Source organism: Streptomyces sp. SID12488 (assembly GCF_010548275.1).
GTDB lineage: Bacteria > Actinomycetota > Actinomycetes > Streptomycetales > Streptomycetaceae > Streptomyces.
The window spans coordinates 60,338-80,358 of the sequence record NZ_JAAGLT010000037.1; the positions used below are offsets into that span (position 1 = coordinate 60,338).

The window sequence follows — 20,021 nt, forward strand, 5'->3', positions numbered from 1 at the left end:
CCGCGGAGCCCTCCTCCACCGTGGACGTCACGGCGTAGACAACAGCCGCACGGAGGCGGAACCGGCAGTACAGGGCCCTACGGCATCACGCCCGGCACGCGCTCTCACCGGCCCGACGGCTCCAGGAAGCCCTGCTCCACCAGCAACCGGATCTGCGCGGGCGTGCGGTCCCGCAGCGACACCGGGTCCTCGCCGACCAGTTGGGCGATGGCGTCCAGAATCCGCCCGGCGCTCAGTTGGCCGTCGCACACGCCCGCGAAGCCCGCGCCGACCGTGTCCACCTTGGTCGCGCGGCGCATACCGCGGTTCTGGCGCAGCACTACGTGTTCCGGGTCCTCGGCGCCGGGCAGCCCGACCTGTTCCTGCACGACCTCGTCCGCCAGCCTGAAGTGCGCGGCGAGCAGGGCGGCGTCGTCGTGCGCGCGCAGGTAGTCCACCCGCTCGAAGTGCGCGCGAACCGTGTCCCCGAGCGGCTGTTCGACGGGATGCGGCCACTCCTCCACGGTGATCGAGGGCTCGGTCGCCCCCGTCTTCCGCAGTGTGATCCAGCCGAACCCGACCGACTTCACCTTGCGTGCCTCGAACTCGTCCAGCCAGGCGTCGTACCGCGCCCGGTACTCCGCCGGGTCGGAGCGGTGGTCGCCCGCGTCGCGCAGCCACAGCTCGGCGTACTGCGTGACGTCCTGCACCTCTCGCTGCACGATCCAGGCATCGCACCCCCGCGGCACCCAGGATCTGAGCCTGTCCTGCCAGTCCTCCCCTTCCACGTGCTGCCAGTTGGCGAGGAACTGCGCGAACCCGCCCTCACGCAACCGCTCCCCCGCCTCCTGAACGAGCGTGCGGCACAGATCGTCCCCGCCCATCCCGCCGTCCCGGTACGTGAGCCGCGCGCCCGGCGAGATCACGAACGGCGGGTTGGAGACGATCAGGTCGTACGTCTCGTCCGCCCGGACCGGCTCGAAGAGCGAGCCCTCGCGCAGGTCGGCCGCCGGAGCGCCGGACAGCGCGAGCGTCAGCGCGGTGATGTGCAGGGCACGGGGGTTGAGGTCGGTCGCCGTCACGCGCGTGGCGTGCTGGGCCGCGTGCAGCGCCTGGATCCCGGAGCCGGTGCCGAGATCGAGCGCGGCGCCGACCGGCGTACGCACGGTGATGCCGGCGAGGGTCGTGGAGGCCCCGCCCACCCCCAGCACGACACCCTCGTGGTGACTGCCGATGCCACCGGCTCCGCCGACCGCGCACCCCAGGTCGGACACGATGAACCAGTCCTCACCGCCCGGCCCGCCATAGGGCCGCACGTCGACGGCGGCGGCTACCTGACCGTCGTCCCCGGACACCAGCCACCCGCTCGCCACACAGTCGTCGACGGGCAGCACGCCCGCCACACGCGCGTGGGGCACGGGTTGCTGCAACAGGAACAGCCGTACAAACAGTTCCAGCGGCGTGTCGCCACGGGTCGCCCGGAGCGCGGGCACGGTCTCGCTGCGCGCCAGGGCGGCGTACGCGGGCGCGCCGAGCAGGTCGAGCAGTCCGTCGGCGGTGAAGTCGGCGGCCAGAAGGGCGTCCCGGAGGCGCCCGGCGGCATCGGGGCGGTCGGCGGAGGGCAGGGCGTGCAGGCTGGCGTTACTCACGCCCCCCATTGTGTCCGCCCCGCCGCTCCGCCGCGCCCGCCTGTGGACAGACGCGCGCGGACACCCCGTACACCTGTGGAAAACTCCCGCCGGGGCGCGGCGGGGCCTGGCGGAGTGGTCAGCCGGCCGTCGAGGGTGCCGCCGCAGGGGACACCGGGGTCGACTTGCAGCTCTCCTGCTCGGCCATCGCCTTGCCGACGTCGCCCTCCTCCAGGGCCTTCAGGGCGTCGTTGCCGCTCTGGCTGAGCTTGTCCAGCTGCGTGGCGACACCCTTGAGACCGTCGGCGAACTTCGCCTGGTTCTTGATGTCGAGTCCGTCCACCTGCTTCTTCAGGCTCGCGTAGGAGGCCGCGATGCCGTTGAGTTCCTTGACGGCGTTCGCCTTCTTCGTCTCGCCGTCGTCGACGTTCGGCGCGCCCGCGGTGTTCACGGCCGTACCGATCGCCTTGTAGGCGTCCGCCATGTCCTGGAAGGCCTGTGCGTCGGTCTTCTGGACGGCCTCCGGTGTGCTGTTGTCGGAGGTCTCCTTCTGGATCGCGGAGTTGGCGGCCTCGATCTTCTGCGCCTGCGGTTTCACCGCGTCGCACACCTGCTTGGCCCAGGCATCCAGCTTCTCGTTGCCTTCTTCGCTGCTGCATCCCGACAGCGCCAGTACCAGTACCGCACCGCCGGACAGTGCGACCGCGAGCTTCTTGTTCACCGGATTGGTCCCTTCCATGGCTCTCGGCCCCGGAACATACACGCCAACTGGGCGACATCGACGTGACGGACATCCGCTTGATGTGTTATTGCAGCCATTTGCACCAAGAGAGAGCCGAGAGAGAGAAGGCTCACGAAAAAGGCGTGCAACCCACGCCAAGCGGGCGGACGACGCGTCACAACGCGCCGCCCGCCCGCTTGTTGGCCGGTTCCTGACCGGCTGTAAGACGCTGTCGGAGACGAACCCGTGGTCCGTAGACCCTGCTCGGGCTACGAAACCACCGCGGGATCAGCCGACTTGGCCTCCCGTTCCGCCTCCTCGGCCTCGTCCTCCCCGGCGACCCCGCGCCGCTTGGACACGTACACCGCGCCCACGATGACCGCGATCGACACGATGGCGATGACGATGCGCAGGGCGAGGTTCTCGTCGTCGCCGTAGCTGAACTTGATGATCGCGGGCGCGATGAGCAGCGCGACCAGGTTCATCACCTTCAGCAGCGGGTTGATGGCCGGACCCGCGGTGTCCTTGAACGGGTCACCGACGGTGTCCCCGATGACGGTCGCCGCGTGGGCCTCGCTGCCCTTGCCGCCGTGATGGCCGTCCTCGACCAGCTTCTTCGCGTTGTCCCACGCGCCACCGGAGTTGGCGAGGAACACCGCCATCAGGGTGCCGGTGCCGATCGCGCCCGCGAGGAACGAGCCGAGCGCGCCGACGCCGAGCGTGAACCCGATGGCGATGGGTGCCAGGACGGCCAGCAGCCCGGGCGTGGCGAGTTCCCGGAGCGCGTCCTTGGTACAGATGTCGACAACGCGCCCGTACTCCGGTTTCTCGGTGTAGTTCATGATCCCGGGGTGCTCGCGGAACTGCCGTCGCACCTCGTAGACGACCGAACCCGCCGACCGCGAGACCGCGCTGATGGCCAGCCCGGAGAACAGGAAGACGACCGCCGCGCCGGCGATGAGACCGACCAGGTTGTTGGGCTGCGAGATGTCCATCACCAGGTTCATCGGCCCGCCCTCGCCGACCTTCTCGCCCACCTCGCGCGCCGCGGTCGTGATCGCGTCGCGGTACGACCCGAAGAGCGCCGAGGCGGCCAGGACGGCGGTGGCGATGGCGATGCCCTTGGTGATTGCCTTGGTGGTGTTGCCGACGGCGTCCAGGTCGGTGAGCACCTGCGCGCCCGCGCCCTGGACGTCGCCGGACATCTCGGCGATGCCCTGCGCGTTGTCGGAGACGGGCCCGAAGGTGTCCATCGCGACGATCACACCGACCGTGGTGAGCAGGCCGGTACCGGCCAGTGCCACCGCGAACAGCGCCAGCATGATGGACGTACCGCCGAGCAGGAACGCCCCGTACACACCGAGGCCGATCAACAGGGCGGTGTAGACGGCCGATTCGAGCCCGATGGAGATACCGGCGAGGACGACGGTGGCCGCGCCGGTGAGGGAGCTCTTGCCGATGTCCCGTACGGGGCGTCGGGTGGTCTCGGTGAAGTAGCCGGTCAGTTGCTGGATCAGGGCCGCCAGCACGATGCCGATGGCCACCGCGAGGAGCGCGAGGATCCGAGGATCGCCGCCCTTTCCGGAGATCGCCGCGTCGGTGACACCGTCCAGATCGGCGTACGACGACGGCAGATAGACGAAGACGGCGATCGCGACGAGTGCGAGCGAGATCACAGCGGAGATGAAGAAACCGCGGTTGATGGCGCTCATACCGCTGCGGTCCGAACGCTTCGGCGCCACCGCGAAGATGCCGATCATCGCCGTGAGCACGCCGATCGCGGGCACCAGGAGCGGGAAGGCGAGTCCGGCGTCGCCGAAGGCGGCCTTGCCGAGGATCAGTGCGGCGACGAGCGTCACGGCGTACGACTCGAAGAGGTCGGCCGCCATGCCCGCGCAGTCGCCGACGTTGTCGCCCACGTTGTCGGCGATGGTCGCGGCGTTGCGCGGATCGTCCTCCGGGATGCCCTTCTCGACCTTGCCGACCAGGTCGGCGCCGACGTCGGCGGCCTTGGTGAAGATGCCGCCGCCGACACGCATGAACATGGCGATGAGGGCAGCACCGAGGCCGAAGCCCTCGAGCACCTTCGGCGCGTCGGCCGCGTACACCAGCACGACGCAGGAGGCGCCCAGCAGGCCGAGGCCCACCGTGAACATGCCGACCACGCCGCCCGTACGGAAAGCGATCTTCATCGCTTTGTGCGAGACGTCGGTGAGATCCTTTTCCGGCTCACCTTCCGCCGGTGTCGCCTCCCGTGCCGCGGCGGCGACACGCACATTGCTTCGCACGGCGAGCCACATGCCGATATAACCGGTGGCCGCCGAGAACGCGGCGCCGATCAAGAAGAACACCGACCGTCCGGCGCGCTGATTCCAGTCGTCCGCGGGCAGCAGCATCAGCAGGAAGAAAACGATCACTGCGAATACGCCGAGCGTGCGCAACTGCCGTGCCAGATAGGCGTTCGCGCCTTCCTGGATCGCCTTCGCGATCTCCTTCATGCTGTCGGTGCCCTCGCCCGCCGCGAGCACCTGGCGCACCAGCACCCCGGCGACCACGAGCGCCGCCAGGGCCACGACGCCGATGACCATCACGATCAGTCGGTTGTCGTCGGTCAGTACTGCGGCTGCGAAGGTTGTGGGTTGATCGAACCGCTGAGGGGTAGAAAGCCCCGCCATTCGTCCTCCTTGACGCTTGGACTGAGCTCAAGATGTGGACGGATTGTAGGTACCGGAAACTGATCAAAACAGTACGCGGAAACGGAATAGATCGCCCCATGCTATTCAGCAAATGATCGGCAGAAGATCCCCGGGTGATCCATTGACCCACTTGGCGTAATGCCGCAGGCGCATTCACACTTGATCGAATTATCACGCGACCGATCGTGAATACCTTCACAAAGGGATCGTGAATACCTTCACTAATTCCGGAGCTCCGCCACAAAAAACCTCAAGGGCCCTGCTCAGCAGGGCCCTTGAGGTTGTACGGACTTGAGTTGTACGGGGTGAGTCGGGGTCGGGTGTCAGGGGAGGAGCGTGACCGGCGGCGTGGTCGGCCAGCTCATGCGGATCGATCCGCCGTTCTCCCCCGAGGTGACCTCGACGTCGTCGACGAGGCCGCTGATGACCGCGAGGCCCATCTCGTCCTCCTCGGCATCCACGTCCACGCCACCGTCGGCACCCGAAGCGTTGTCACCGGGAGCCGAGCGGGGTGCTTCGTCGCCGACCTCGATGGAGAACAGCTTCTCCTCCTCGATCAGCGTCACCCACACCGGCTCCGAGATGCCGCTGCTCTGGTGCAGACCGACGGCACGGGAGCAGGCCTCGCCGACGGCGAGTCGCACCTCGTCGAGTACGGCCTCGTCCACTCCGGCCCTGCGCGCCACCGCTGCCGCCACCAGTCGGGCGGTCCTGACGTGCTCGGGCAGCGCGCTGAAGCGGAGTTCAACGGTGGCCATGCATCCCCCTCGGAATACGGGCGTGCGGTCAGGGGGTCGGTCGCCGAGACCCGGACCCCCCTCGTTAACTTCTTCCGTCACCGGACGCACCTACGGGTGACCGTGTGCGCGTCCGGTAAACGGCCGTCAGTCGGTGGCCGCCACCGCTTCGTCGACCGAGGTGTGGATCGGGAACACCTTGGTCAGACCGGTGATGCGGAAGATCTTCAGAATGCGCTCCTGGTTGCAGACCAGGCGCAGCGAGCCCTCGTGGGCACGCACACGCTTCAGGCCACCGACCAGCACGCCGAGCCCGGTGGAGTCGAGGAAGTCGACGCCCTCCATGTCAACGACGAGGTGAAAACTCCCGTCGTTGACCAGCTCGACCAGCTGCTCACGCAGCTTGGGCGCGGTATAAACGTCAATTTCGCCACCGACCTCGACGACCGTACGATCGCCGACGGTACGGGTCGACAGGGACAGGTCCACGGATCCTCCAGCACCTTGCTATCGAGCGGTCATCCCGAGGGACACCTCGGCAGAGTCCCCAGGTTGGTTCGCCAGCCGCGATGGCATTCAATCACTTACCGCAGGGCGTGCACGACGCCTTGGGCCCATTGTCCGTCACGCCAGTGACACACTCGATGCCGATGGCCAAGAATCACCGATCCGAACGACCCTCGGCTCTCGCCGCGTCGCGACCCGATCCGGGGACGATCCTGGACCGGCTCGCCTCGGGGCCGAGCCGGGCTTCGCGCATCACTCATACGGAGCACTTGCCCCCACGTGCGGGCCGCCATGCCGTCTGGCCCGACCGGATTCGCGCCGAGGTGATCGCGGCCGTCCAGGCCGCCGGTATCGAACACCCCTGGGCCCACCAGGCACTGGCCGCCGAGCACGCCCTGGACGGCGACAACGTGATCGTCGCCACAGGCACCGCCTCGGGCAAGTCGCTCGCGTATCTCGTCCCGGTCCTCTCCCGCCTCCTGGACGGCTCCGAGGCTCCCAACGGCCGCGGGGCCACTGCCCTGTACCTCGCGCCGACCAAAGCCCTCGCAGCGGACCAGCGGCGTTCCGTGAAGGAACTTTCACAACCTTTGGGAAACGCGGTACGACCTGCCGTGTACGACGGTGACACTCCCTTCGAGGAACGCGAGTGGGTCCGCCAGTACGCGAACTACGTCCTGACCAACCCGGACATGCTCCACCGGGGGATACTCCCGTCCCACCCCCGCTGGGCCTCCTTCCTCAAATCGCTGAAGTACGTCGTCATCGACGAGTGCCACACCTACCGCGGTGTCTTCGGCTCCCACGTCGCCCAGGTGCTGCGCCGCCTGCGCCGCCTGTGCGCCCGCTACGGCGCCTCCCCCGTCTTCCTGCTCGCCTCCGCCACGGCAGCCGAGCCGTCCGCCTCAGCCGGCCGTCTGACGGGCCTCCCGGTGGTCGAGGTCGCGGACGACGCCTCACCGCGTGGTGAACTGGTTTTCGCCCTCTGGGAACCGCCGCTCACCGACCTGCACGGCGAGAAGGGCGCGCCCGTCCGCCGGACGGCCACCGCCGAGACGGCCGACCTGCTGACCGACCTCACCCTCCAGGGCGTGCGCTCGGTGGCCTTCGTACGCTCCCGGCGCGGCGCCGAGCTGGTCGCGGTGATCGCCCAGGAACGGCTGTCCGAGGTCGACCGCTCGCTGGCCCGGCGCGTGGCCGCCTACCGCGGCGGCTACCTCCCCGAGGAGCGCAGAGCCCTCGAACAGGCCCTCCACTCCGGCGAACTCCTCGGCCTCGCCGCCACCACCGCCCTCGAACTCGGCATCGACGTCTCGGGGTTGGACGCCGTCGTCATCGCCGGCTACCCGGGCACCCGCGCCTCCCTGTGGCAGCAGGCGGGCCGCGCCGGCCGCGCCGGACAGGGCGCGCTGGCGATCCTGGTCGCCCGCGACGACCCGCTGGACACGTTCCTCGTCCACCACCCGGAGGCCCTGTTCGACCAGCCCGTCGAGTCAACGGTCCTCGACCCTGACAACCCGTACGTCCTGGCCCCCCATCTGTGCGCGGCGGCGGCCGAATCCCCCCTGACCGAGGAGGACCTGGAACTCTTCGGCCCGGAAACAGCGGTTCTGCTCCCGCAGTTGGAGGCCGCGAAGCTGCTCCGCCGCCGGACCAGCGCCTGGCACTGGACACGCCGTGAGCGGGCCGCCGACCTGGCCGACATCCGGGGCGGTGGCGGCAACCCCGTCCAGATCGTCGAGGAGGGCACGGGACGGCTGCTCGGCACCGTCGACGCGAGCGCCTCCCACACGAGCGTGCACGAGGGCGCGGTCCACCTCCACCAGGGCCGCACCTATCTCGTCCGCTCCCTCGACCTGGCGGACTCGGTGGCCCTGGTCGAGGAGGCGAACCCGCCGTATTCGACGGTCGCCCGCGACACGACGTCCATCGCCGTCCTGGAGACGGACACCGAGATCCCCTGGGGCGACGGCCGCCTCTGCTACGGCTCGGTCGAGGTCACCAACCAGGTCGTCTCCTTCCTGCGCCGACGCGTCATCACCGGTGAGGTCCTGGGCGAGACGAAGCTCGACCTCCCTCCGCGTACGCTGCGTACCCGTGCCGTGTGGTGGACCGTCACCGAGGACCAGCTCGACGCGGCCCGCGTCAACCCGGAGATCCTCGGCGGCGCCCTGCACGCCGCCGAACACGCGTCGATCGGCATGCTGCCCCTCTTCGCGACCTGCGACCGCTGGGACATCGGCGGCGTCTCCGTCCCGCTCCATCCGGACACCCTCCTCCCGACGGTCTTCGTGTACGACGGCCACCCGGGCGGGGCCGGCTTCGCGGAGCGCGCCTTCCACACGGCGCGCTCCTGGCTGACGGCCACCCGCCAGGCCATCGCCTCCTGCGAGTGCGACGCCGGCTGCCCGTCCTGCATCCAGTCCCCCAAGTGCGGCAACGGCAACGAGCCCCTGCACAAACGGGGAGCGGTGCGGTTGCTGACGGTTCTGCTGCAGGGAGCGCCGGAGGAGAAGGCTCCGGACGAGAAGGGCTAGCGCCCACCTGGCGCTCACCCGTTACAGGCGTACGGGTGACGGGTGTACGGGGCCGGCTCAGGTCGGTCTCAGCGGGCCAGGGGGCCCTGGTAGACCCGGTGGACCCGGTGGACCCGGTGGACCCGCTCTCGACCTGACCTCCGCACCGAACAGGCCCCGTCCCGCCATCACCGTCAGGTCCGACGTCTCACCCGCCATCGCGCACCGGACGAGCCGGGTGCCCTGGGCCGCGGCCACCCGGTCCGCCCGTGCACAGGCCGCCAAGGCGCCCTCCGTCCAGTGGTCCGCCGCGGCGAGCGCCGCCAGGTCCGCACCCGCGGCGGCCCGATGCCGGGTCACCGCGGCCTGCCCCATGGCGAGCACCACGCCGAACACCACGCACAGGACGGCGATGGCCCCCACGCTCCAGACCGTCGCGGAACCACGATCGGAGCGGACCGAGCGCGCGGAAACAACTCCGGCGAGCCTGGCGGGCCACCCGCCTCCCCAACGCTTCACGCACCCACCCCCACCGTCTCCTCCGCCAAAGCCACCGCTTCGTGCGTCACATCGACGGTGAGGCCACCGAGCCCCGGCGGCTGCGCCACCACCTGCACACGCACGAGGTCGCCCTCCCTGGTGACGGTGACCTCAGCCCCGCGCGGGGCCGCGCCCCGGGCCACCGCGAGGACCGCGTCGGGCGGGTCCTGCCGGGCGGCGGCCCGGGCACCGGCCCGGGCCGCGTCCACACACTGGATCTGCGCGGCGGCGACGAGCAGCGCCCAGACCAGCGCCATCGAGAACAGCACCAGCGCGGGCAGCACCACGGCGGCCTCGGCGGTCACGAACCCCCGGTCCCGGAACCGCCCCGCATCCCGTTCCCGGAACCGGCGTTCACATTTTCGCATCGAGGGCCTTCTTCACGATGGCCTGCAACTCCGAGCTGACCTGCCCGCTCGTCACCACCTTGTAGAGCACCGCCGCGAACGCCACCGCCGCGACCTTTATCTAGTGCTGTCAAGTGCCTCTGCAGGTCAACAGGTTGAAGCGATGTAAGGCAAGTTAGGCATGTACGAGTGGGCTTCGCTCGGCCGATACCGTGGAGGCGTTGATCGTTCATGGCGGGTACAGGGGAGGGGTGGACCTGACCCGGGCCAAGACCAAACTCGGCCGCGTGATCGTGAATGTGACCGCGGCGAACGTGGCGCCGGACTGATCAACCTGTCGCGAGGGGTGGGGCCCGGACCTGTCCGGCATCTACAGGGCGACATCGCGCGTGAACGGGTCTCCCCATCCGGTCGGGTCTGTGAGCGCCACCGCCTACGGGTTCTGAGGTGGTTCTTCACACGGCTCTCCTTGCCGGCTCGGCCTGCTCCTGCTCGCCGTGCGCCTGACGGCGAGACGTCTTTCGCGGCAGATAGACCAGCGCCTCGGTCCCCACGAAGCGCAGCACGAACGTGGTCACCAGGGCGAGCGCGGTCGCGGACAGCGCCCCCATCCCGAACCTGCCGACGAACAGCGCGATCAGCGGGATGCTCAGCACCAGGTCGGCGTTGGCGAGCACCGCGAACCGCCCGATGCGGTCCCACCCCTTGCGGTGCTTTCGCCGCTCGCGGAAGCACAGGTGCTCGATGAGGAAGAAGTTCCAGAGGACCCCGAGCTGGTTGGCGAGGATCTCGGCGGGGGCGTAGTGCAGGCCGGCCGACGTGAGCGCGTACAGGGCGGCCAGGTTCGGCAGGAAGCCGGTGACGCCGATCAGCCCGAAGACCATCATGCGGGCCAGTGGCGACGCGGTGCGCAGTCCGACGAGGTGGCGCAGGAACCTGATGCCCTCCTGCGCGGTGGACTTGGACTCGCCGGCGTACCGGTCCTGGAAGACGAACGGCACCTCGGTGACTCGGCGCGGGCGGCTGCGCACGGCGAGTTCGAGGAGGATCTTGTAGCCGAGCGGCTGGAGGATGTCGGCGGTGACCGCGCTGCGGCGGATCGCGAAGAAGCCGCTCATGGGGTCGCTGATGCCGTGCAGCCGGCGCGGGAAGAGGGACTTGGTGAGCCAGGTCGCCCCCCGGGAGACGGCCACGCGGTAGCTGCCCGCGAGCCCGGCCCGGCTGCCGCCCTTGATGTACCGGGAGGCGACCACCAGATCGGCCGACGACCGTTCCCCGGTCGCCACCAGCTCCGGTACCAGTGACGGCGGGTGCTGCAGGTCGCCGTCCATGACGACGATCCAGTCGGAGGTGGCCGCCTTGATGCCCTCGACGACCGCGCCGCCGAGGCCGCCGGCCGGTTCGTCACGGTGCAGCACGGTGACCGGGAACGGGCAGTCCTGCGCGGCCTCGTCGATCACCTTGGGGGTGTCGTCGGTGGAGTCGTCCACGAAGACGACCTCGCAGGGCAGCCGGGACGGCACCGTCTGCGTGATCCGGTGCAGCAGCTCCCGCACGTTGGCGGACTCGTTGAAGGTCGGTACGACGATGGTGACGGCCCCGGGCTCGGGGATCTCGACCCCGTGCACGGCTGGGTCGCCCAGCCCTCCGGGGGCGGTGGACTCGTAGCTTCCGCTGTTCATCGGTCGCCTCCAGCGGCCTTGGCATCGCAGATCCGGTCGACGTCGACGGCCGCCTCGGTCTGTCGCGCCCGTTCGTCCGTGCCGGCTGCCTCGGTGTCGCGCGCCCGTTCGTCGCCGCCGGCCTCGGTCCTGCGGATCCCGGTCCGGTCCTGGCCGGTGCCGAAGGTGGCGACCGGTGTCGAGTTCTCCAACGTGCGCTTGACGTTGGGCAGGTCGACCGCGTCGCCGATGCTGCTGGCCCGCTCCCGGCACGCCTCCGTCCGCTCCCTGGAGCGCTACGCCCGTCCCGGCGTCGACGCGGTCGCTCGGCACGTCGCCGAAGGCGACCCCGCAGCCCGGCGGAAGGGCTGACGCCTCCAAGATCAGCTATTGGCGGCTTCCGGGCCCGACCTCGGCGATACCTCAAGTCCCGGTCATGGTGTCGGTGTGGGCTCGGGTGCGGGGGTGCGGGCGGGCGCCGTCGCCGTGTAGGTGGGCTGGTTGGGCTCGACGAACTGGCGGTGGCCGGAGCCGGGGTTGGGGACGGCTGTGTGCTGTCCGATGGCGACGCCGACGAACAGAGTGACGATCGGCAGGATCAGGTGGAAGCGGTGAGCCTTCCACCAGCTCGTCTTGGCGGGCCGGGGGGGCTGAGATGTGTGCGTGACGGTCTGCGCGTCCGTCTTGGTCATGGCCTGACTCCATGGGGAATGGGTGTTAGTCAGTGGTGGGGCGAGTGCTGCGGTGGAATGCGGTGGGAGCCGCATATCGTGTGCGCGGCCGCGAGCCGGCAGGACGGCACGGTCGTCCTGTTCGAGCCAGGGTTTGAGGACCTCCGGCACCCTGGGGAGGGTGCGCAGCCGGTCCGGTTCGCCATAACGTCCGCGGTTCGGGGCCGAGTCGGCGGAGACTGAATGCACATTTCACTCGCCGGTCGATGAACAAAGCGGATCAGCGAGGCGAGGGAATTCCTTCCCTACTTCCAATTGGAAAGCCACATACGTCCCGTTACCTCTGAAGGCGTGAGAGGCAGGCCCATGTACAGAGGGTAGAAGTAGGCGAAGGTGAGGCCGATAACGGCTACGTAGACCAGGATGGCTGTCCGGCCGATGAAACGGCGTTTCGGAATGGCCGAGAGAGCCCCGAGACATGCCAGCATTCTTACGACTGCGAGAATACAGAAAGGCAGCGCGGGCAGGGCGTAGAAGGAGTACATGTCGCGGCTGAATGGAATCCAGCTGAAGATTCCCACGGCCGCTGTTACTGCGAATACCCCGGCGACTTTGTCCCGTTTCACGATCAAGAGGAAGATGCAGCCCACGAGGGCGGGAATGAATGACCACCAGAGGATGGGTGTCCCTAGGGCAAGAATTTTACTTGTTCCGCAATTCGAACTGCAATCATCGTTCATGAGCTCGGCTACCAAGTATGGCTCCAGCGAGGTGAGCCAGTCAATCGGGCGGGAGGCCCCAGGATGGCCTGTCATCAGGCCCTGTCCCTTGGTGAACATGCTCATCTGGTACGCCAAGAAATACCCCAGAGAATCCGGGAGGAAGGAACTCCACAAAGGCTTGATGAGGCCCTTGTGTGTGTGCCATCCGTAAGGGGAGAGGAACCATCCTGTCCAGCTGGCGACGTAGACCGATACAGAAACAGTCGAGTACATCACCAGACGGGCCACTGCCCGCCACGCGGCCGACAGGGAGGAGCGCAATGACCCGTCTGTCGCCCGCAGCCCATGGTTTGACACAATGACGTAGAGCAAGAGTCCAGGGATGAACCAGAGGGCGCTCCACTTGACCGAAATCGCAAGTCCCATGAAGATTGCGGCACCAAGCCGCCAGCCAGGAACTGAAAGCCATTGCCTGAGTCGCCGAACCCCAGACTTCACCGATTCTTCGGATTGGGCTGCCGCCAGTTCCCTGCGTGCCTCATGATCCCGGATCAGGCAGGCGAAAGCCAAGAGGATCAGCAACGTCAAGAATATGTCCAGTACCGCCAGCCGGCTGAAGACGAATTCCATGCCGTCCAGTGCGAGCAACAGGCCTGCTGCGCATCCCAGCAGAGTGGACCTGAACAACCTCCTGGCCACACGTATCATGACAGTGACCGCCAGCGTTCCGGCAATAACTGCAGGCAGACGCCACCCTGTCACCGAGGCCCCGAAAGCCACTTCGCCCATTGCGATGAACAATTTCCCCAGGGGCGGATGGGCTATTGTGAAATATTTGGAGGGGTCCGTTCCGTACTCCACACCGTACCGGAGGATGTTGTGAGCCTCCGTGGCGTAGTAGAATTCATCGAACACCTTGCCCGCCGGTGTGGAAAGGTTCCTGATTCTCAGGGAAAAGGCGAGAGCGGTGATCAGGTAGGTCCAGACCCACGACATCAGGTTGTCGGACCGTTGAGAGGAACTCTCGGGCTGCGTTTGGCGATCCGGGGCCTCGGTCAGGGAGGAGTACCTCAGACCCGCTTCTTCCTCCGCAGTGACAGCAGTGCGTGCATCAACCGAGAAAGCCTTCCCATTTCTCGGCCGGATGGCCCGAGTAATTGCGAGAGCCCGCATCGTGAAACCTGGATTCCCGCGACGTTGCCGCGTGCTGAGAAGTTGGTTCAATCCCATGACGGTCTCCCGTGTAAAACTCTAGAGTATGGGGGGTGGAGACTGGTGATCTGCGCGTCACCCTGAATCGGATGAATCCTGCAGTTTCTTTGCTTCGTCCTACCCGATGTGCGAATTTGAGAGCCGGTGCGCCTGGCTGCGAGCTGGGCGCACCGGCTGACTGACGCATCGAAGGGCGGTTCGGGCGTGCAGGGTGTTACAGGCGGTTCCCGGGCGAACTCAAACGGGCATCCGCCGTACCGGCCACGCCCCTACTGGTGGTTCACGTCGATGTGGATGCTGAAGGAGTTTGCTTTGTCGTTGCACATCTCCCCCAAATCATTTTTGGTCATCACCGTGCGCCAGTGATGCGTACTACCATTTTGGGCAAACCAGACGCCGCCCGATGTTACGGCCCCCCCCTGGCTGCAGTTGCCTCGGTAGTTGGACGCCGTGTATGCGCTGTGCCAGGCATACGGGTGCACATAGTCCGGGTGTTCGGGAAAGTTGCCGTAGACGACGTTGATGTCGCAGTGGGTCTCGGTCGACGAGATCTGGTTTTGGCTCTGCGGGGCAACGCTGCTGTCCCCCAGGTCGCGATTGGTCACGTCTGTTTGATTCCAGGTCACGGTCTCCAACGGGACGTCCAGGTAGGCATCCCGGTAGTACGTCGAGGAGCAGCCTGCCTGGGTGCTCGTTGAGTTCGCGAACGCTGTTCCGGCCGCGCCGATGGCGATTCCCGTCCCCGAAAGAACGGTGAGTGCGATACAAGCGGTCCGCACCTTGAGGGATATCGGTCTCATGTCACTTTCCTTTGAACTCGGTCGGATGGCGATCAGGGCAACGGTGGAACCCGTTGTTTCTCCCTTTTTCCTTCACAGAGGCCCAGCAGTGGCGGGGAGACCGGGAGCGCTCCCACCGGCCGCTCCGGCCGCTCATCCGCGTGTGGCCCGAGGGCGTGAGGCTCTCGGTGCTCGGGACGGTCTGAGCGGCACCGGCTTAGAGGTTGCGCTGCGGGCCCGGCCCGGTCGTGCTGTGCGTCATACGGCACAGCATCGGTGCGCACCCCGCCCCCGCACATCGGTAGTTTTACGGGGGTGCTTACATGATTTTTATATGGGTGTCGTTGAAAGTATCAACCGAGTAACAAGTAACCCGCCGGTAGCTTTCAGGGCTTCGCCGCAGCGGTCTTCTTCGGCTGGCCGGGCACGGTCTTGGTCTTGTCGAGGTGTCCGTAGACCGTGGAACGGGGCACGTTGAACATGTCGGCGATCTGCTGGACGGTCTCCTCCCGGGCGTCGTAGAGCCGCTGGGCGAGCTCGGCCTGGTCGGCCGTGAGCTTGGGCCGACGCCCGCCTACCCGGCCGCGGGCCCGCGCGGAGGGGAGCCCGCCGTTCGTGTTCGCCACGATCAGCTCTCTCGGGATGCTCCGCGAGCACGCTGAGCATCCCGAACATGGCTCGGCCTTCCATGGTGGAGGTGTCGATGCCCTGCTCGATGACGTGCAGCCCGATCCCGCGCTCGCGCAGTTCGGCGCCGAGGGTCACCAGGTGCAGCACGGAGCGGGAGAGCCGGTCGAGCCGGGTGACCTTCAACGTGTCGCCCTCGCGTAGCAGCTGCATGACGAGATCGAGCGTGGGGCGGGAGGCTTTCGCGCCGCTGGCGACGTCGACGTGGATGTTGTCGCGGTCGACGCCGCCAGCGGAGAAGTGCGTCGATCTGGTGGTCGGGGTTCTGATCGGCCGTCGAAGTGCGGCAGTAGCCAAGAAGAATTGTCGGAAACCACTCCGCCGACCGTTCACCGACGTTGATTTCCGACGCGCGTTGTCGACAGTGCCCACCTGCGGGTTCCTGATCACGCATATGAGTGTCGACAGACGAACGTTGCCGACACTTCGACCGGGGAGGGGCCCGCGAGCGGTCAGGCGCGGATGCTGCCTCCTGCGCGCCGCTCGTCGCCCCCTGGCCGTCCCTTTGCCCGCTGTCGTAGCTCCGCCTACCGCGCGGCAGCCGGGACTTCGAGGCGAGGGCCGATCGGCGTGAGCACGCCGAGGACTTCGCCCGGCTGCGCAACGGGGCGCACGTCGCCACCATCACCAGCAGCGAGGATGAACTCGAACTCGCCGGACTGCCCGACGTCTACGAACCGCCTCGAGACTCGTTAACGGCACCCCTTATAGGGCGGGTACCTGGTTCGCCGCCCACCATGCCGCGACCTGGGTACGGCGGCTGCAGCCGAGCTTGGTCATGATGCTGTTTATGTGGCAGTCGACCGTACGCGGCGACAGCGCGAACTGGGCGGCGATCTGCCGGTTGGTCATGCCCTCGGTCACCAGCGCGGCGACCTGCCGTTCCCGGCGGCTCAGCGGGCTCAGCCCCGTGGCGGCCGGGGCGCCTTGCACACTGTCGGCCACGGTGGCGGTGTCCAGGGCGAGGGCGATGGCCCTGGCCGGGCTGTCGTGCCGGGCGCCTTCCGCGAGGGCCTTCTCGTATCCGGCCGGCCCCAGAGCGGAGATGACCGCTTCCTCGCAGCGTGCGCGGTGCCCGCCGAGCGTGGCGAGGGGGGACGCGCCGATGTCCCGGGTCAGGGCGTGCACGGCGCCCAGCAGCTGTGCCGCCCGCTCGTGGCCGCCCCGGGACGCGGTGATCCAGGTGAACACTTCCAGCGCGGCCGCGGTCGCGGCGTAGTCGTTGAAGCCCCGCAGGATCTCCAGCGCGGTCCGCGTCAGCGCCGTGCCCTCCTGCCGGTCGCCGCGCGCCCAGAGCACGTAGCCCAGCACCCACTTCGCGTAGGACCCGTACAGACGCTCCCCGGATGCTTCCGCGAGCCGCACCGCGCGCCTGCCGGCCTCCTCCGCCGCGCGCTCGTCCCCGAGAAAGACCTGAGCGATCGCGACCTGGAACAGCCAGAACAGCTCCTGCGGTCCTTCGCCCGCCGCCTCGTGAGCGGCCAGCGCCTCCTCGAACAGGGGCACGGCTTCCGCCATCCGCCCCTGAAAGGCCGCCGACGCGCCGCGAAAGCCCTGGACGTACGGCCGGACCGACGGGTCGTCCAGCCGTTCACCCAGCTCTTCGGCCTCGTCCAGCCACCGGTCGGCCGTTGCGGGATCGCCCTGCAGCATCGCCACCCAGGCGGCGGCCCACAGCGCCCCGGCCCGGACCGGGGTGGGCTCGGGCGCCGCCGCAAGAAGCCGGTCGAAGTGAAGGCGCCCCTCGCCGAGGAACTCGTCCGCGCACCAGTGGAAGCGCAATGCCGTGGCCAGGCGAAGCGCAGCCTGTGCGTCGTCGGCAGGATCCGGAGCCCCGCGCTGCGACCTGTGCGGCTCCCGGGTCCCGGGTCCTGCCGGGGCGGGCCCGGCCACGGCTGGGCCGGCCTTCGCCCCGAACTCCAGTGCCACCCGGAAGTTGCTGTGCTCGGCGCGCAGCCGGGCCAGAGCGTCTTCCTGGCCGGGGCCGTACCAGTCGGTGGCGGTGCGCTCGGCGAGGGCGAGGAAGAAGTCGCGGTGGCGCCGCAGCAGCTCTTGCTCTTCACCCGACTCCGCGAGCCGGGCCCTTCCGTACGTGCGGATGGTTTCCAGCAGCCGGTAGCGGTGCACCCCGTCGCGTTCGCAGGTCAGGACGACGGACTGGGACACCAGCCGGTCCAGGAGGTCCAGCACCTCATGCGCCGCGATACCGTCCTGCGCGCAGACGTACTCGGCGGCGTCCAGGGCGAAACCGCCGGTGAAGACCGACAGCCGGTTCCACAGCGATCGTTCGGCGGGCGTGCACAGCTCGTAGCTCCACTCGATCATCCCGCGCAGGGTGCGATGGCGGGGGAGTGTGGTCCTGCAGCCGCCGGTGAGCAGCGCGAAGCGGTCCTCCAGACGCTCCACGGTCTGCTCGACGCTCAGCGTCCGCAGCCGGGACGCGGCCAGTTCTATGGCCAGGGGCAGCCCGTCCAGGTCGGCGCACAGCCGGGTGGCCTGCATCCGGTTGGCATCGGTGATGCGGAAGTCCGGCCGGATGGCGGTGGCTCGCTCCCGCAGCAGTTCGACCGCCTCGTCCGCTATCGACAGCGGAGGGACGGTGAAGACGTTCTCGCCCGTGACACCCAGCGTCAGTCGGCTCGTCGCCAGGACGCGCAGCTCCGGACAGGCCGACAGCAGCGTCTTCGCCAGCCCGGCGGATGCGTCGATCAGGTGTTCGCAGTTGTCCAGCACGATCAGTGCCCGGCGGCGGGCCAGGTGGTCCGTGAGCTGGTCAAGGACGGGCCTGGCGCCGCAGTCCGGAACCCGTAGCGCACCCGCAGCCGCGGCATCCACCGCCGACGGGTCGCGCACCGCGGCCAGGTCGACGATCCACACGCCGTCCGGGAACGCCTCCCCAAAGGCCGCGGCGGCCTCCAGCGCCAGCCGTGTCTTGCCCACACCGCCCGCTCCAGTGAGCGTCACCAGCCGACCGACGCCCAGCAGGCGACCGATCTCGGCAGCCTCGCCGAGCCTGCCGACGAAGCTGTCGAGGGCCGTGGGCAGATTGCCCACGGCCGGAAGAACAGTGCTCACGGCTCGACCCCATACATCGCCGGACAAATCATTATGAGGCTAACAAGAGTCTTAAATGTCGATAGTATGACATTTCTTGCACAGTCAACGCGCCCTGAGGTCTTCGGGCGCCTGGAGGCGAGCCAAGGCCCCCACATCCGAGCGCCGGGACTCCCCAGCAGGCCGTCAGCGGCGACAGTGGCCGACAGGGGCTGGTCGGCGGAGCCGGCCTCCGCCTGGGCCCACCTCGGACGGGTGTCGACTCCGACGGGGCCAAGGGTGCCCCGCGTTTGGGGACTGTCAGGGCCGGACCGAGAGCCAGGCCATCAGCCGGGCAAGACCCGGCCGGGACCAGTCGACCGCATTCTCGGTGTAATACGACAGATACTCGGATGTTCCGTCGCCTCACGCCTTGACCAGGTCCAGGCGTATGAACGCGTTCACCGCATCGGACCGTCAGGGCGGACAGGGGCGGCTGTCAGCGCCCCAGCGTACGGTCGGTGAGCACACCTCCGCCTGGACGAAGCTGCGGCTTGGCGACCGCCGACTGTCAGTGGGCACAGGTAAAGTGCCCCCGCGCATTTCCGGGGCAGCTGATTCTGCCCACTTCACTGGGTGAACACCCGGCAAATCAGCCCAAAAACAACCGCTCGGGTGTGCCTTCCCTCACCCTCCAGAGTGTGTGACGTCCGTCACACGAAAGGTAAAAAAGGGGTGCCAACCTGGGGTGTTACCGGATAAGCAAGATCAAAACGTGCAGATCAACATGTGGCTACACGATGCACAACCACAACAACGCAAGGCAAGATGGGGGCATCGCCGCATCCGAGTGTGATCGTCGCCACAAAGGCGGCCTCTATCTTGCATACGCGGCGGTAACCGCATTCGGAAATACGGAAGGCCCCACCCGACGCCGGCCAAGCATCCAGGTGAGGCCCTCCCTCAGCACTCCGTCTGCAGCGCGGCCCCGACCGTTAGGTCGGGGCTCTTCGCGTTACAGCGGCCCGTAGTCCCGCACGATCTTGTAGACCGTGACGACGACCGGCCCCAGCCAGCGGACCGCCCGTCGGTGCGGCGGAATCCGCTTGCTGCAGCAGCGGCAGTGCCCCTCCGGCTTCTCGTTCTCCTCGGCCATCGGGATCCATCACCCCATTCCGTAGGACCTACGGATTTCGCAGGTCCGGTGGGTGGGTCCATATCCTTCATGGACTCCCGCGGGGAGCCACGAGTGCTCGCGGACCCCAGGGGTGACTGATTGCGAGCAGCGTACCCGCACGGTGCGGAATCCGTAGGGCCGTCAACTTCCCCTCCCTGCAAGGCGAGCGAGGCACCGCGTGCCACGACAGACGACTGCACGGGGCACGCATCCTCAACTTCGCACGACCACAGCACTCTTACCTGCAACTCACCCTGGCCGTACGTCCGGAACTGAGTGCCAGTTCCCCTCAAGCAAGTCGCCTATCTCACACAGGAATGCCAGGTTCCAACTGAACCGTCAGGCCCGAACCACCGTATTAATACGACTAGTTGAGGTCAGGCGGTTGCCGGACAACGGCACCGACGC

The 20,021-nt window shown here is 68.0% G+C and carries 17 protein-coding genes and 3 pseudogenes; 3 read left to right on the forward strand and 17 right to left on the reverse strand.

The window, feature by feature from the left end; genetic code table 11:
- Window positions 1–104: 104 nt before the first annotated feature.
- From G3I56_RS37300 to bldG, 5 genes are all read right to left on the reverse strand, one after another.
- Window positions 105–1,628 (reverse strand): class I SAM-dependent methyltransferase, encoded by a 1,524-nt coding sequence (locus tag G3I56_RS37300; RefSeq protein ID WP_164416990.1) that lies wholly within the window; start codon window positions 1,626–1,628, stop codon window positions 105–107.
- 118 nt (window positions 1,629–1,746) lie between these two features.
- The gene (locus G3I56_RS37305; protein WP_164416992.1) at window positions 1,747–2,346 is read right to left on the reverse strand and encodes an oligoendopeptidase F family protein; all 600 of its coding nucleotides are present in this window, start codon (window positions 2,344–2,346) and stop codon (window positions 1,747–1,749) included.
- Between the two features lie 251 nt (window positions 2,347–2,597).
- A complete protein-coding gene (locus G3I56_RS37310; protein WP_164416994.1) occupies window positions 2,598–5,003 on the reverse strand; it encodes a sodium-translocating pyrophosphatase in 2,406 nt (801 codons plus the stop codon).
- Window positions 5,004–5,347: 344 nt separating this feature from the next.
- The gene (locus tag G3I56_RS37315; protein WP_164416996.1) at window positions 5,348–5,782 is read right to left on the reverse strand and encodes an ATP-binding protein; all 435 of its coding nucleotides are present in this window, start codon (window positions 5,780–5,782) and stop codon (window positions 5,348–5,350) included.
- A gap of 126 nt (window positions 5,783–5,908) precedes the next feature.
- Window positions 5,909–6,250: an anti-sigma factor antagonist BldG gene (gene bldG, locus G3I56_RS37320; RefSeq protein ID WP_005475923.1), complete on the reverse strand. Its 342-nt coding sequence runs from the start codon at window positions 6,248–6,250 to the stop codon at window positions 5,909–5,911.
- 80 nt (window positions 6,251–6,330) lie between these two features.
- Between bldG and G3I56_RS37325 the strand changes: the two genes are divergently transcribed.
- A complete protein-coding gene (locus tag G3I56_RS37325) occupies window positions 6,331–8,805 on the forward strand; it encodes a DEAD/DEAH box helicase (RefSeq protein WP_164416998.1) in 2,475 nt (824 codons plus the stop codon).
- Window positions 8,806–8,862: 57 nt separating this feature from the next.
- Here G3I56_RS37325 and G3I56_RS37330 read toward each other — a convergent pair whose 3' ends face one another.
- From G3I56_RS37330 to G3I56_RS37350, 5 genes and pseudogenes are all read right to left on the reverse strand, one after another.
- Complete coding sequence (locus tag G3I56_RS37330; RefSeq protein WP_343240168.1) at window positions 8,863–9,207, reverse strand: Rv3654c family TadE-like protein; 345 nt, start codon at window positions 9,205–9,207, stop codon at window positions 8,863–8,865.
- A gap of 92 nt (window positions 9,208–9,299) precedes the next feature.
- Complete coding sequence (locus tag G3I56_RS37335; protein ID WP_164417002.1) at window positions 9,300–9,692, reverse strand: TadE family type IV pilus minor pilin; 393 nt, start codon at window positions 9,690–9,692, stop codon at window positions 9,300–9,302.
- Window positions 9,679–9,777 carry a DUF4244 domain-containing protein gene (locus G3I56_RS45175; RefSeq protein WP_343240169.1) on the reverse strand — a complete coding sequence of 33 codons (99 nt, stop codon included), beginning with the start codon at window positions 9,775–9,777 and terminating at the stop codon, window positions 9,679–9,681. The genes G3I56_RS37335 and G3I56_RS45175 overlap by 14 nt, the downstream gene beginning before the upstream one ends.
- 349 nt (window positions 9,778–10,126) lie before the next feature.
- Window positions 10,127–11,353, reverse strand: coding sequence for a glycosyltransferase family 2 protein (locus G3I56_RS37345; protein WP_164417004.1), 1,227 nt, complete (start codon window positions 11,351–11,353; stop codon window positions 10,127–10,129).
- Window positions 11,350–11,577, reverse strand: a pseudogene (locus G3I56_RS37350) (glycosyltransferase); the annotation flags it as partial. The pseudogene G3I56_RS37350 and the gene G3I56_RS37345, both read right to left, overlap by 4 nt.
- On the opposite strand from G3I56_RS37350, the gene G3I56_RS37355 reads away from it, so the two are divergent.
- Complete coding sequence (locus tag G3I56_RS37355) at window positions 11,546–11,704, forward strand: PmrA (RefSeq protein WP_343240170.1); 159 nt, start codon at window positions 11,546–11,548, stop codon at window positions 11,702–11,704. The pseudogene G3I56_RS37350 and the gene G3I56_RS37355 overlap by 32 nt on opposite strands.
- A 62-nt stretch (window positions 11,705–11,766) precedes the next feature.
- Here G3I56_RS37355 and G3I56_RS37360 read toward each other — a convergent pair whose 3' ends face one another.
- From G3I56_RS37360 to G3I56_RS44355, 5 genes and pseudogenes are all read right to left on the reverse strand, one after another.
- Window positions 11,767–12,024, reverse strand: coding sequence for a hypothetical protein (locus tag G3I56_RS37360; protein WP_164417006.1), 258 nt, complete (start codon window positions 12,022–12,024; stop codon window positions 11,767–11,769).
- 284 nt (window positions 12,025–12,308) lie between these two features.
- Window positions 12,309–13,955 carry a phospholipid carrier-dependent glycosyltransferase gene (locus G3I56_RS37365; protein ID WP_164417008.1) on the reverse strand — a complete coding sequence of 549 codons (1,647 nt, stop codon included), beginning with the start codon at window positions 13,953–13,955 and terminating at the stop codon, window positions 12,309–12,311.
- 251 nt (window positions 13,956–14,206) lie between these two features.
- A complete protein-coding gene (locus tag G3I56_RS37370; protein WP_164417010.1) occupies window positions 14,207–14,737 on the reverse strand; it encodes a hypothetical protein in 531 nt (176 codons plus the stop codon).
- Window positions 14,738–15,102: 365 nt separating this feature from the next.
- A complete protein-coding gene (locus G3I56_RS44350) occupies window positions 15,103–15,342 on the reverse strand; it encodes a helix-turn-helix domain-containing protein (RefSeq protein WP_343240171.1) in 240 nt (79 codons plus the stop codon).
- A gap of 37 nt (window positions 15,343–15,379) precedes the next feature.
- A pseudogene (locus tag G3I56_RS44355) lies at window positions 15,380–15,556 on the reverse strand (recombinase family protein); the annotation flags it as partial.
- A gap of 428 nt (window positions 15,557–15,984) precedes the next feature.
- On the opposite strand from G3I56_RS44355, the pseudogene G3I56_RS44360 reads away from it, so the two are divergent.
- Window positions 15,985–16,080, forward strand: a pseudogene (locus G3I56_RS44360) (adenosylhomocysteinase); the annotation flags it as partial.
- 28 nt (window positions 16,081–16,108) lie between these two features.
- On the opposite strand, the gene G3I56_RS37380 reads toward G3I56_RS44360, so the two are convergent.
- Both G3I56_RS37380 and G3I56_RS37385 read right to left on the reverse strand, forming a co-directional pair.
- Window positions 16,109–18,478, reverse strand: a complete 2,370-nt coding sequence (locus tag G3I56_RS37380; protein WP_164417012.1) for a LuxR C-terminal-related transcriptional regulator — start codon at window positions 18,476–18,478, stop codon at window positions 16,109–16,111.
- A 973-nt stretch (window positions 18,479–19,451) separates the two neighbouring features.
- Window positions 19,452–19,592 carry a hypothetical protein gene (locus G3I56_RS37385; protein WP_164417014.1) on the reverse strand — a complete coding sequence of 47 codons (141 nt, stop codon included), beginning with the start codon at window positions 19,590–19,592 and terminating at the stop codon, window positions 19,452–19,454.
- Window positions 19,593–20,021 lie beyond the last annotated feature (429 nt).